Below are 13,091 nucleotides of genomic sequence, written 5' to 3' on the forward strand. Positions count from 1 at the left end.
TTACTAAGTTTTTTACTTTAGCTTTATTTCTTGGCGGATGCGCAACCAGCGCCAATTACGAGAAAATTTTAAACTCATGGGTTGGCGCTTACGATTCGCAACTAGTGTCGGCCTGGGGACCTCCACAAAACTCTTACATCAGTAATGACGGAAAACGGTTTTTAGAATACTCAAGTCAGACGAATATTCCATTTGGGGGGTATGCCTATTTAACCCCTCAAACTACCCACCACAATGGGGTTGTAAATACCTACAATAGCAGTAGTGGGGATTCAGCGTATGCGGTTTATTCAGGTACATCTACGTCATATTTGCAAAAGCAGGCTCCGATACAGAATGTTTCACTAAAATGCATCACACGCTTTTCCGTTAACAGCAGTGGAATAATCACAGACTGGTCTTGGCAGGGAAACAATTGCACAGCTAAATCTGCTGATATTCCAGAAACAATCAAAGCTAACAATTTAACAGTAGTAAACAAGTTTAAAGCTGGCGACTCAGCTAGCTTGAGAGTTGAGCCATTGGGCCTTTACAAGGGGCAGTCTTTGAACTCTGAGCGTATACTGCTTTTGTATAAAAAAGATAAATTGTTAATCGGGCAAGCTGATGGAGAATGGACTGAAATAACCACAGAGAATGGACAAAAGGGCTGGGTTAAAACAATCATGATAGAGCCTAAACTAAATTAAGGCCAAAGTATTAACCGGAAACGGGAGACGAATCCCGCTTGTTGCTACGTCGAGCTATCCGGTTAAATTTGATTATATCGCCGCTTTTCTGATTGGGGTTACATTCCACGTCTTGCCTGTTTCGCAAGCCTCTATGAAGTTTGCCAGCTTTTGCAGTGCGGCTTTGCGCTCGTCAAAGTAATCATGCCGGTTATAAATACCCTCCACGCCCTTGATTTTGTGATTTAGGCAACGTTCGGCAATGTGGCACTCAATACCCAAGGCTGCAAGGTGGGTACGGGCTGTGCGTCTAAAATCGTGGATGGTGAACGGCTCAACCTCTGGCATATTGGCTTTCACTTTGGACAGTGCAACATTCAAGGTATTTTCATGGATATAGGGCAAACGCCTGTCCTGATATTGCCGGGCAGGGAACAGGTATTCACCATCAGACAGCCGGATAATATCCCGCAACAATTCAACCGCCTGCTTTGGTAGGGGGATAATGATTTCTGCCTTTGTTTTGGTGTCGCTGGTAGTCAGTCGCCAAGTGGCATTATCCAGGTCGAACTGTTCAACACGTGCGGTAATCAGTTCGCTTTTTCTGACACATAACATCAGCAGCAGTTTGAAGGCGTATTCATTCAACGATGAAAAGCCTTTCGTTTTCCGCATGGCTGCAAACAGTGTTACCAGCTCATCACGTGACAAAGCCCTTTCCCGTGCTTCCTCTTTGCCGCCAGCGTCCGACAAATCAAAGGCCGAAGCAGGATTGAACTGAATGATATGGCGCTTGATAGCAAAGTCGAACATGCGCTTTGTCCAGCGTAAAACATCATTGGCAATGGTTGGCGCTCCACGCTCTACAATGGTTTGCAGCATCCTGGATATGTCCATAGGCTTTACAGCGTCAACCGGTATCTTGCCGATATTGGGCTTTATATCCTTCTCGATTCTTGATCTGACAATGTTGGGATGCTTCCAGCGGCCTAGTATGTTTTTGGTGAAATATTCATCAGCCAATTGACCGACCGTGTAAGCGTTTTTTGCAGCTTCTATCTTTTCCAAGGCTTCGGCTTTGCGTTCTTGCTTCTCACCTGCTACGTCATAACCTAGCGCCACACGTGCCCTTAGTTCTTTAGCCTGTCTGCGTGCTTCTGCTAACGATAAGTCGGCATAGCTGCCTAAGCTCATCACTCTACGAGCGCCAGCAAAACGATAGCGAAAGCGCCATATAGGTGTAGCAAAGTTTTCTCGATAACTCAGAAACAAGCCGCCACCATCGCCACGCTGTTCAAAGCGTTCGCCGTTTTTAATCCATGCCTTTATCTGAATGTCTGTCAATTCGTTCATAGTAGCCTCCAAGGGTGGGCACCACCAAATACACCATATTTTTCCAGGTGGTGCCCGTAGTGGTGCCCATCTATTATGCGCTGGTTTGGGATTAAATGGGAAGCTTACGGACACAAAAAAGCCCAGATTGACTGGGCTTGATTCGTTCGTTGGGATTGGTTTAGACAGTCTGAAACATCACTCAATATTCTGTATCTGCTCGCGCATTTGCTCGATCAGCACTTTCAGGTCGATGGAAATCTGGGTCATTTCCCTGTCGGCGGACTTGGAGCCCAAAGTGTTGGCTTCCCGGTTCATTTCCTGCATCAGAAAATCCAGCCGCCGGCCTATGGGCTCCTTCTGCTTGAGCGCTCGCAAGACTTCCGCCACGTGGGTTTGCAGGCGATCCAGTTCTTCGGCCACATCCAATTTTTGTGCCAACAGCACCAGTTCCTGTTCCAGCCTGTCATGGTTCGGTTCGGACACCAGCTCGGATACGCGGGCAATCAGCTTCGTGCGCAGGTTGTTCAGAACTTCAGGCATGCGTCTATGAGCTGCTTCCACCAGTTGGCCGATCTTTTCGCAACGGTCGGTCAGCAGGATAGCCAATTGCGCGCCTTCGCGGGCCCTGGTTTCCAGCAACTTGTCCAGGGTGGCGTTCAATAGGCAAATGATTTTTTCCTGCAAAGCTTCTTTGTCGGTTTCCGATTCTTGTTGCACGCCGGGAAACAACAGCACGTCCAATGCGGAAAAAGCGTGCGGATTGGTCATGCGGGACTCTATTTCCGCGGTTGCCGCCAGCAGTTTTTGCAAGGTTTCGGCGTGAATGTTAAAGCTTTGGCTGCCCGGCTGCTTTTTATAGCTCAAGTTGCATTCGATCTTGCCGCGCTTGAGTTTGTCAGCCACCAGGCGGCGCACATCCGCTTCCGCAAAGCGCAGTCGTTCGGGCAGTTTGACGCTGACGTCGCTGTAACGATGATTCACGGACCGCAGTTCGCACAGGATGGTCAAGTTATCGACGCCAATCTCGCCGTCCGCGAACGCAGTCATGCTTCTAATCATTTTTCACCTATAATCGCCGCGATACCTCGCGAAACGCATAAACAATGGCCGAATATTACGATCCGGAAACCTACCCGCAGCAGTGGAATTATCTGCAGTCGGGAACCATTATAGATCAGTACATGATAGAGCGTGAGCTTGCGCACGGCGGTTTTAGCTCCGTTTACCTGGCTAGACAACTGGAGGATCAGGTGCAAGTGGCCATAAAAGAGTATTTGCCGCGCAAGCTCGCGCATCGCACCTGGAACAATATTGTGGTGCCCAACAGCGAGGAAACCCGGCCCATGTTCATGCGCGGGCGGGCACTGTTTTTTGAGGAAGCCAAGGTCTTGGCAACCTTGAAGCACCACAACATTGTGGAAGTGATCAACTTCTTTCAGGCCAACGATACCGTGTACATGGTGATGACTTATGACTACGGTTTGTGCCTGGATAAAATTCTGCATAGGAAAATTCTGCCCACCACCGAATCGTTTTTATTGACGGTATTTTGCTCGTTATTGAAGGGTATCGAAATCATCCATGCCCATCAGTTGGTACATCTGGATATCAAGCCCGCCAACATCTTGATACGGGCGGATAACGACCCGCTGTTACTGGATTTTGGGGCGATACGCAAATTTCCCAGCCATCCAAGCAACCACCGGGCCAAGGTGTTGACCAATGGTTTCTCGCCGGTGGAGCAATACGAGAATCATGGCAGGCTGGGGCCTTGGACGGATATCTATGCCGTCGGCGCCAGCATGCGCGCTTGTCTGGATTTGAAAATACCGCCTCCCTCCAACGAGCGGGCCAAGCAGGATACCTTGCCTCCGGCGACCAAGGCGTATAAGCGCAAATTCCCCGAATATCTGTTGAAGGCCATAGACTGGGCAATGGCCATACGGCCGGAGCAGCGTCCGCAAGTCGTGGCTGAATTGGTTCAGGCGCTGACTCCGTAATCTCACTGGCGACGGCCGAATGTCCGGCTGCTATTCTCCGTCCCGTTCCGATATAGTTCATGGGTCGCCCGGCAAAGCCAGTATAATGCGACGATTTTTTATCTTGCGAGACCATCATGAGACCAAGCGGACGCAACCCTAACCAACTGCGCGATATTCGTTTTACCTGCCATTACACCAAGCACGCGGAAGGGTCGGTTTTGGTCGAATTCGGCGACACCCGGGTGCTGTGCACCGCCAGCGTCGACAACAGCGTGCCGCGTTTTTTAAAGGGTAAGGGCGAAGGCTGGGTAACGGCGGAATACGGCATGCTGCCGCGTTCGACCCACAGCCGCATGGACAGGGAGGCCGGTCGCGGCAAACAGGGCGGGCGCACTCTGGAAATCCAGCGTCTGATTGGCCGCTCCCTGCGCGCCGCGCTGGACATGAAGGCGCTGGGCGAGCACACCATCACCATCGATTGCGATGTGATCCAGGCCGACGGCGGCACCCGCACCGCGTCGATTACCGGCGGCTTTGTGGCTCTGTCGATCGCCATCGAGCATTTGTTGAAAACCAACCGGATCAAGAAAAATCCCTTGCATGGCCAAGTGGCTTCCGTCTCGGTGGGTATTTTCGGCGGCGTGCCGGTATTGGATCTGGATTACGCCGAAGACAGTCAGGCCGAAACCGACATGAATGTGGTCATGAACGAGGCCGGCAATTTCATCGAAGTGCAAGGTACCGCCGAAGGCCATGCCTTTAGAAAAGACGAGCTGAACGCCATGCTGGAATTGGCCGAGCACGGCATCAATCTTCTGCTCGAAAAACAACAACAGGCGTTGGAAATCGCCAAACAACCCCGTTAACGAAACCGGGCCGATCTGCATGACATCAATTGTGTTAGCCAGCGGCAATTCCGGCAAAATCCGCGAGATTCAAGCCATTTTGCGGAACGACAACATTCTGCCGCAGTCGCAATTCAACGTGCTGGAAGCGGCCGAAACCGGTTCCACTTTCATCGAAAACGCCATCATCAAGGCCCGCAATGCCGCGTTGCATTGCAAATTACCGGCGATTGCCGACGATTCCGGCTTGGTGGTGGATGCCTTGCAAGGCGCCCCGGGGGTTATATCGGCCCGTTATGCCGGCGTCGGGGCGTCGGATCAAGCCAATCTGGAAAAACTGTTGCTGGAAATGCGCGATGTTCCAACCGAACTGCGCACGGCGCGTTTTATTTGCGTGATGGTTTATCTGCGCCACGCCGCCGATCCCACGCCCCTGATTGCCCAGGGCGTTTGGGAAGGCCGCATTTTGCATGCGGCCGCGGGCGAAAACGGCTTCGGTTACGACCCGGTGTTTTGGTTGGAAACGCAACAATGTTCATCCGCGCAATTGGCGCCGGAAATTAAAAACAGCTTGAGTCATCGCGGCCAGGCCCTACGCTTACTGACCGAGCAACTGAAGCAGCGGTGAGGGATGTCCTGTTAAAGGCCGCCGGACAATTTTCGTCCGACCGGTCGATTCAGACTATCGACCCGCTGGGTAACGGCCTGATCAACGATACTTTTTCGGTGGCGACGGAAGCGGGCCGCTTCGTTTTGCAGCGTATCAATGCCGAGGTATTTCCCGAGCCCGAGTGGGTTGTGCATAATCTGGCCCTGTTGAATCGGCATATTCGGCTCAAGCCCATATCTTCGGTAAAGCTGCAAATTCCGGAGTTGTTGTCCGCCCGGGACGGCAAAATGTTTTATCGCGACGACGGGGGGCAAGTCTGGCGAGCGCTGCAAATGATCCAGCCGGCCGAGAGCCGGGAACAACTCGGCTCGGATGGCGAAGCCGCGCAAGTCGGTTTTGCCTTGGCGCATTTTCACCGTCTTTGCCGCGACTTGCCGGCCGAGTCGTTGCACGACACTCTGCCGGGTTTTCACAATGCTCCCGGCTATTTTCAGCATTACCGGCAACTGCCGAGGCCAGCGTTATCCGTGGAAAAAGACCCCGGTGTCATCGATTGCCGGGCTTTTATTCAGGCCCGCCGGGAGCAAATCGGGGTTTTGGAGGACGCTAAACAGCGCGGGGAGCTACAGCTTCGGGTGATTCACGGCGATCCAAAACTGAACAACTTTCTATTTATGCCGGGAGGGGATCGGGTTATCAGTTTGATCGACCTGGATACCGTTAAACCGGGTTTGTTGCATTACGATATAGGCGACTGCATACGCTCCAGTTGCCGTAACAAACAAGACAACAGTTTTAACCTGTCGCAATGCAAAATAATCCTGCAAAACTACCTGCGCGAAGCCGGCGATTTTTTCACCGCCAGCGATTACGACTATCTTTATACGGCTATCTGGTTGATTCCATTCGAACTCGGCCTGCGTTTTTTTAGCGACTATCTGGCGGGAAACCGCTACTTCAAAGTCCGGGAGCCCAGGCAGAATCTGACCCGGGCCCTGACGCAATTCGCGTTTTGCGACAGCATCCAAAACCGCCAACGCGACCTGCTCTATTGTCTGCAAGGCCTTAAAGCAACGCATATTTATCGCTGAACGGCCGGGTCGGCCGCCACAAAACCAAGCAAAAAACTAAGTTTTTTTGACAAAGTTCATTCGACTGGAACACTATTGGAACCAAACGGCTAGCCCCGTTTGCTTTGGAGATTGGCTTCCCGACAACAATAATATTGCAGGAGACAGCATCATGATGGCAACACACTCAGCTACCCAATTCCCCGTTTCGTTACCCGGCCTGGACCTGCCGCTGCTCGATCAAATCATCGATAAATGTTTTGAGAAAATGCTGGACGACTACCGAGTCAACCGATTTTTTAACAGCAACCCGCTACCCGAACAGACTAAGCCGCTAAAGGCCTTGGTCAAGAAAGTGCTAAGCGGGGCAAAAGTCAGCGAGCATCTTGACTTGCTGGATGAGTTTTTCTCCGCCGCTTTTGCTCGCAACAATGCCAAGCCCAGTCTGGTGACCGGAAACGATTTTGCTTTCCTGCTGGACGTGATCGGCGGCCAGGATATTCAAGTCATCACCCCGCTATGCATGTGCCACAGCTTTCTGCTGAAACTGGGGCCGGACGACGACCACTATAGTATTCTGTTGGAACAGTTGAAGGCCGCGCTGGATGAATTGCATGTCGGCAAGGAATTGGGGCAACAACTGATGGACATCGCCGCAAGCGGCCGTGAAGGCGCACTGGGTCGGCTACCACCTAAAAGCTGATAAAGGTTCAGCCCGAGACTGTCTAAGACTTCCCCAAAAAGGCGTATTTAAATTACGCCTCTCTCATGTATTGGCTGTTTGTTTTGCGAGAGTATTAATCCGGGCCGTTAAATTCCATTATTTGGCCAGGGTTATTATTGCCGGCCAGCATTTTGCCGAGCATTTTTAACCCCATTAATTATCCGGGAAAATAAACCTTTATTTAAAGTTGGATTTAGCCATCGGTGTCGGAAAAATCCTTTTTTCTGATTGGGGTTTATTGGCATAAAATATCGTAAGATTTTGATAAATAACGCCAATAAAACATTTCGAAAATACAGGCAATTTGTAATACATTTTATTTTTGCATCCGCCTGGTTAAATGGCTTATTCCGCAAGTTTTATTTGCCTGACTATGATAGGATGAATCTGCTACAAAGTGGCAGCTAATTAGCCATGCGATCGGCATTAAATTGTTTTGTTAATTAGTATTACAACACCTCTAACAATTGGATTTGAAAAAATGGTAAACATTAAAAAAGCTTTGGTCTCCTTGGCAATGGCAACAGCCCTGGTTATGTCATCATCTGCATTTGCCGCCGGCGCAACCGACGCCAAAGTAAGAGCAGCTGGCGAAGGCGCGTTGGCTAAAGTTGAAGAAGCTGCAAGCTTGCAAGCCAAAGGTGCCGATAAAGCAGAAATCGCTAATGTATTGAGCGAAGTTCGCCAATTGCAAAAAGAATTTCGTTTTGAAGGTACCGAGCGTTTGCGTCAAAAAGCCGGCGACAAGCTGAGAATCGCGCGCAGCCAAGTTGAAGAAGGCGATGCGGGCGCTGCGGCTACCTTGAATGAATTGGTAGCGATGTACAAAGAAATGATGAAACTTTACAACGCGGCTCACTAAGAACCGCTCGACATACTCGTTCCCCTGATTACCGCGGGGAACGGCTATGTCAACTTTAAGGACTGGGCGGCTTTAACACGCCAAAAAGACAGTCTATTCGGCGGCAAAATAATGTATCGCGCCAATCAGCGGCGTCCTGGGATTTAAAGCCAGTTTTACCGACACTCTACCCAGCAAGGCTTGAAAACGTCCCTTGGCGGAAAACCCTCTCATAAAGTCGCCGGCCTGCATGGCGGAACGTATTTTCGGGCCTATGCCGCCACCGATAAATACGCCACCCGTCGCAAACGCTTTCATGAATAAATTACCGGCCTCCGCGCCGTAAATCTCCACGAACAGTCTCACCGCTTCGCCGCATAAGGCATCCTCGCCGTTAATGCCCAGGCGGGAAATGATGGCGTTGCGATCGGCACCGTTATCGTTACAGGCCTCCGCGCTAGGTACCGCCGGGCAGGGCGGTGCAAACCGGTTGGCAAGCAGGAAGTCGTACAAATGGCTAAAGCCGGATCCCGACAAGATGCGTTCGTAGCTGACATGCCGCGGAAATTGCCCGCGCAGGAAATGCAGCAGTTCGTCCTGCTGCGCGGTTTGAGGCGCAAACGAACAGTGGCCGCCTTCACTGGCAATCGCATGATAGCGCTGGCCGTCCCAATACAGCATGGCCTCACCTAAACCCGTGCCGGCGGCGATGACGGCAATATTGCCGGATTGCGGCTCGGCGTTGGGGTTAAGCTCGACAAAATCACCGGCTTCCAGATGCAGCATGCCGAAGGCCATGGCTTCCAGGTCGTTCAGCAATTTTACTTTTTCGGTGCCCAGCATGATTTTGAGTTGCTCGGCATCCAGGGTCCAATTCAGATTGGTGGCATAGCAGCGTTGTTCCACCACCGGACCCGCCACCCCAAAACAGGCCGAACTCAGCGGGACGTCGGCCGGCAAAAACAGCGCCAAAATATCGTCGAAACTGTCGTATTCTCCGCTGGCGAAGGTCTGCTCCCGCACCGTTTGCAACTGACCGTCCGCATTCGTTTCCAATAAAGCTAAAACCGTTTTGGTACCGCCTATGTCGCCGGCAAGAATCATGGTCGACCCCGTTAATGTTGATTATGGTTGAGCAAATACACCAGCGCATCCAGGATGCCGTTGGCCAAGGCATGCGGCGGCAATTGATAAAAAGCCTGCCAAGCCAGCGACACACAGTCGTCGTAATGGTCGTAATACTGCGGGTGTTCTTGCAGCCAGCAGATCCTCACCGCATGGCCTATCAGTATATCGGTCACCAGCGTGTCGTCGATGTAAAGATCGGGATTGTCGCGTACTATGGATGCCAGGGCGCGCAGGGCTTCCACGCTGAGTTGCCGGTAAACCGGTGCCTGAATCTTGTTTAACACATGATTGATGTGTAGCCTGAAGCTTTGCTCGCCGGCCGTCATCTGCGCCAGCATGATTTCGCTGTCGATACGGCGCTTGCTATTGTATTTTTCGCCTATCATCAGGCCCCTGCAGTGGTGCAGCAAATCCCAGATTCCGCCGAAAAATGCCTCGTTTTCGCGGCCGACGCTGCCCTGTTGTTCGCGCCAGGCATACCAGTCCTCGGCACCGCCGAAGTGCGGAGGGTCCATGTCGGCCGGAAAGCGCGCCGCGCCCAAACCTTGCCGCTGGCCTTCGTAGTGTAGCGTTTCCACCCTGCCCAATTGGGTTTCGCTGTTGCTGTAATCTTCCAGGGTTTCCCTGACCAATTGCGACAGGCAATGCGGCGGCAAGGCCATGATGTCGCCGAAGGCCGCGTCCAGCGAACTGCTGCCTAGGCGTTTTTGCCGGGCAATGATCAATTGCAGAATATGTCCGACCCGGATGGTGTGCATGTCGGCAAACAAATCCGGATTCAACTTGATCAGCATGCCCAGGTAAATGATCAATTCCTGAGTCAAGATCTGCTGACTGCTATCGTCCGGGTTAAAGGCGCGAATGATTTCCAGGATTTGCCAGGAATCGGTCGGCCTGCGCAAGGTGGCCTTGCCGCTGTAAGCCCTTCCCACCGTCAAGCCGTGCTGGCGTACCAGAATTTCGGTGGCCGCCTGTTCAAGATTGATGTCGTATTTGCCCAGCAACCCGGCGCAGCGGCGCACGATTTGCCAGAGATGCGAATCGCCGGCCCGCAGATATACTTCCTCCAGTAAATCCCGCACCCGCGCGCTTTGCCCGTTGGCGTTGCTCAGGCCACTGTCATGCTCAAGGCCGTGGCGTTGGGCCAGTAAAGCCAAGGCTTCCAACTGCGCGAACAGATTGCCGTTGTGCTGCAATGCGCTTAGCAAGGCCTCATCGTTGCCGATTTCCCATTCGGTCAGCCGGTAATTGTCCATCGGTTGCGGTAGCGAATCGCCATGGGCCAGTAAGTCGGCAAACGGCCGTTCCGGCTCGCTCCAAACCACTTCGGAAAATTTGAAATCGTGCAGATAGCCGATTTTTTCCCGGCAGACCGTATCCAGAAAACCGGCCAAGGGCGCCAGCCGTATCGATACGCCGTTCAGGTTGCCGGTTTGCAGCTGTTGAATGAAACCCAGCAATACCTGTCCATCCTCGCCGGACAGCATATTCTGTTTGATATTGATAACCACCAAGGGCAGGCCGGGTTTATCCCAGTGTTTGGCGATGTAAGCCAGCTCTAGTCGCAAGCGTTGAATCAACAGCTGGTTGTCCATGGCGATATAAAAGCCTTTTTGATCCAGGAACTGCGGCAGGAACAACAAGGGTTCGCCGGCCAGCTCATATAATTTGGAAGTCGACAGCGTGCGCAGCTGGCGCAAGGGCCGGCCGCTCAATCCTATGCGGTCGTTGCGGCCGACCTGGGTGTAGGCCGCCGCCAGCTCGCTGGCTTCCCTTACCTGGATGGGGGCAATTTCCGCCCGGGTCTGGCAGGGAATACCGTACCCGTTCAATTCCGCCTTGACTGCTTCGTCTTCCGCCAGCAGCGCGACTTGCACGGAGGATAGGGGTTTTTGCTCGGTGGCAAGGTGTCGACCCAGTGGGTCAATGTCGGCCAAGTCGATAAAACCGTCCTGCAGCAGGCAACCCAAAATAAATAGGCTTTGCGCCCATACCAAGGGAACGTTTTCGTTGGGCTTACGTTGCTGGCTGTGTGGTTCGGCTTTCTCGGCCTGGACGGCCTCCGCCGGTACCCAATAAAGTTCGGGCAGCAACCATTGGCCGTTTTCTTCCACCCGCAGTCCTTCCAGCTTGCGCCGATAGTCCGACGCAGTCCGGGCGTCGCCGTTAAACAAGCCGTTCAACAACAGATAACAGAAAAACAGCGGCCATTCGCATTCGATGTCGGCAAACTGCTTGAGTTCGTTGGGTTCGTAGTGCAGCCGGTTGTGGTCTTCCAGCACGGTTTGGTGGCCGTCCAGCAGAAAGCGCTTGCAACCGTAAAGGCCTTGCAGTTTGTCCACGATGGCCGTCTGGGTTTTATGGCGTAATTCAGGATTGTCGACCGCAAAGGCCGGAAAGCCGGTCACGCTCAATACCGCCGCATCGACTTCCTTGGAAATCGATTCGCGCGGCAACAACGATTCCAGCGTGATGCGGGTACGGGCAATATCGTCGCTGACCACGTGAATGACCGAACTTTGGCCGCCTTCCTTGCCGAACAGATTGAAATTGGCCAACGCTTCCAATGCCGCCTTGGCCATGCCGATGGAACTGGCGTTCAGTTCCGCTTGGCCATGGTTCATTTTATTGCCGCGCTCCCAGATGCCGTAATCCGGCGTGCGGTAGGTGCGGCTGACGTAGTGCACCAGGTTTTGCACGAAGTTGACTTCATCCAGCGTAAAGACGATACGCAGACCGGAAGCCGTCATCTGCGCCAACATCAGCAGGAACAGCGAGGTGGCATCCAGTTGCAAATGCCCCCACTCATGGTCGCCGACCACCACCTCGCCGCTATGGGTATCGTATTTGGCATGCAGGGCGTCCATCGGGTCCTGGCTATGCTTGAATTTTTCCACCTTGGCGGACTGGCGCAGCATGGCGGTCAACAAGCCGCGCATCAACTTGACCACGCTTTGTTCCAACTCGTAGGTGCGGTCCGGACGCTGGCCGTTGCGTCTATAGGCCAGGGCCAGACCCCAGGCAGCCAGAATGCTGTAGACATTGTCGCGTACCCAGGCATCGGTGTAATTGCCGTGCGTGGTGACGGCGGTGCTGGCCGGCAACAAGCCGCTGACCCAATCCTGCCGGTTCAGAATAATGCCTTGCACCTGACGGTAATAACTGTCCAGGCCGTCCGGCGCGGAAGAAGAGGTGTTGCCCGTGGGTTCCTGGGTTGCTGACATATTCTGACTGAAAAATTGTTTATACATCGCTTGGAAGGCGTTTACGCCTTGGGTAAAGTGACGCCCACCTGTCCCTGATATTTACCGCCCCTGTCCTTGTAGGAAGTTTCGCAGACTTCATCGCCGCCGAAGAACAGCATTTGCGCCACGCCTTCGTTGGCGTAGATTTTGGCCGGCAAGGGCGTGGTGTTCGAGAACTCCAGCGTCACGTGACCTTCCCATTCCGGCTCCAGCGGCGTGACGTTGACGATGATGCCGCAGCGGGCATAAGTCGATTTACCCAGACAGACCACCAGTACGTCGCGGGGAATGCGGAAATATTCCACGGTCCGCGCCAGGGCGAAGGAGTTGGGCGGGATGATGCAGACATCGGATTTGACGTCGACGAAACTGCCTTCGTCGAAATCCTTGGGGTCGACGATGGTGGAGTTGATGTTGGTGAAGATTTTGAATTCGTTGGAGCAGCGCACATCGTAACCGTAACTGGATGTGCCGTAGGAAATGATGCGGCCCTGCGCCGATTCGCGCACCTGTCCGGCTTGAAACGGTTCAATCATGCCGTGTTGCTCTGACATGCGGCGTATCCATTGGTCTGATTTTATGCTCATCTGGCTTGTTGCAATTGACTAAGTAAACGAGCGGTCAAAATAGCATATCGAAGCGG

At 52.9% G+C, this 13,091-nt stretch carries 12 protein-coding genes; 7 read left to right on the plus strand and 5 right to left on the minus strand.

Features of this window, described 5'->3' with window-relative positions; genetic code table 11:
* Positions 1 to 689: hypothetical protein (locus NP590_RS15800; protein WP_256603587.1), on the plus strand; the 689-nt coding region annotated here is incomplete at its 5' end.
* A gap of 72 nt (positions 690 to 761) precedes the next feature.
* Here the strand turns inward: NP590_RS15800 and NP590_RS15805 are convergent.
* On the minus strand, positions 762 to 2,021 hold the full coding sequence (locus tag NP590_RS15805; protein ID WP_256603588.1) for a tyrosine-type recombinase/integrase: 1,260 nt from the start codon (positions 2,019 to 2,021) through the stop codon (positions 762 to 764).
* A gap of 177 nt (positions 2,022 to 2,198) precedes the next feature.
* Positions 2,199 to 3,050: a YicC/YloC family endoribonuclease gene (locus tag NP590_RS15810; RefSeq protein WP_256603589.1), complete on the minus strand. Its 852-nt coding sequence runs from the start codon at positions 3,048 to 3,050 to the stop codon at positions 2,199 to 2,201.
* A 56-nt stretch (positions 3,051 to 3,106) separates the two neighbouring features.
* On the opposite strand from NP590_RS15810, the gene NP590_RS15815 reads away from it, so the two are divergent.
* The 6 genes from NP590_RS15815 to NP590_RS15840 all read left to right on the plus strand — a co-directional run bounded on the left by NP590_RS15815 (position 3,107) and on the right by NP590_RS15840 (position 8,096).
* A complete protein-coding gene (locus NP590_RS15815) occupies positions 3,107 to 4,003 on the plus strand; it encodes a serine/threonine protein kinase (RefSeq protein ID WP_256603590.1) in 897 nt (298 codons plus the stop codon).
* Between the two features lie 116 nt (positions 4,004 to 4,119).
* Positions 4,120 to 4,851 (plus strand): ribonuclease PH, encoded by a 732-nt coding sequence (gene rph / locus NP590_RS15820; protein WP_256603591.1) that lies wholly within the window; start codon positions 4,120 to 4,122, stop codon positions 4,849 to 4,851.
* Positions 4,852 to 4,870: 19 nt separating this feature from the next.
* Positions 4,871 to 5,458 carry an RdgB/HAM1 family non-canonical purine NTP pyrophosphatase gene (gene rdgB / locus NP590_RS15825; protein WP_256603592.1) on the plus strand — a complete coding sequence of 196 codons (588 nt, stop codon included), beginning with the start codon at positions 4,871 to 4,873 and terminating at the stop codon, positions 5,456 to 5,458.
* On the plus strand, positions 5,455 to 6,531 hold the full coding sequence (locus NP590_RS15830) for a phosphotransferase enzyme family protein (RefSeq protein ID WP_256603593.1): 1,077 nt from the start codon (positions 5,455 to 5,457) through the stop codon (positions 6,529 to 6,531). The genes rdgB and NP590_RS15830 overlap by 4 nt, the downstream gene beginning before the upstream one ends.
* Positions 6,532 to 6,682: 151 nt before the next feature.
* Positions 6,683 to 7,213, plus strand: a complete 531-nt coding sequence (locus tag NP590_RS15835) for a hypothetical protein (RefSeq protein ID WP_256603594.1) — start codon at positions 6,683 to 6,685, stop codon at positions 7,211 to 7,213.
* A 457-nt stretch (positions 7,214 to 7,670) separates the two neighbouring features.
* Entirely contained in the window at positions 7,671 to 8,096 is a 426-nt protein-coding gene (locus NP590_RS15840) for a hypothetical protein (RefSeq protein ID WP_256603595.1), read from the plus strand.
* Positions 8,097 to 8,189: 93 nt separating this feature from the next.
* On the opposite strand, the gene glk is transcribed toward NP590_RS15840, so the two are convergent.
* From glk to dcd, 3 genes are read right to left on the minus strand one after another with little or no spacing between them, the layout of a single operon-like run.
* Positions 8,190 to 9,179 carry a glucokinase gene (gene glk / locus NP590_RS15845; RefSeq protein ID WP_256603596.1) on the minus strand — a complete coding sequence of 330 codons (990 nt, stop codon included), beginning with the start codon at positions 9,177 to 9,179 and terminating at the stop codon, positions 8,190 to 8,192.
* A gap of 11 nt (positions 9,180 to 9,190) precedes the next feature.
* Positions 9,191 to 12,427, minus strand: a complete 3,237-nt coding sequence (locus tag NP590_RS15850; protein WP_256603597.1) for a glycoside hydrolase family 15 protein — start codon at positions 12,425 to 12,427, stop codon at positions 9,191 to 9,193.
* Positions 12,428 to 12,468: 41 nt separating this feature from the next.
* Positions 12,469 to 13,035, minus strand: coding sequence for a dCTP deaminase (gene dcd / locus NP590_RS15855; protein WP_256603598.1), 567 nt, complete (start codon positions 13,033 to 13,035; stop codon positions 12,469 to 12,471).
* Positions 13,036 to 13,091 lie beyond the last annotated feature (56 nt).

The sequence above is a fragment of the Methylomonas subterranea genome, from assembly GCF_024505185.1.
GTDB classification, from domain to species: Bacteria; Pseudomonadota; Gammaproteobacteria; order Methylococcales; family Methylomonadaceae; genus Methylomonas; species Methylomonas subterranea.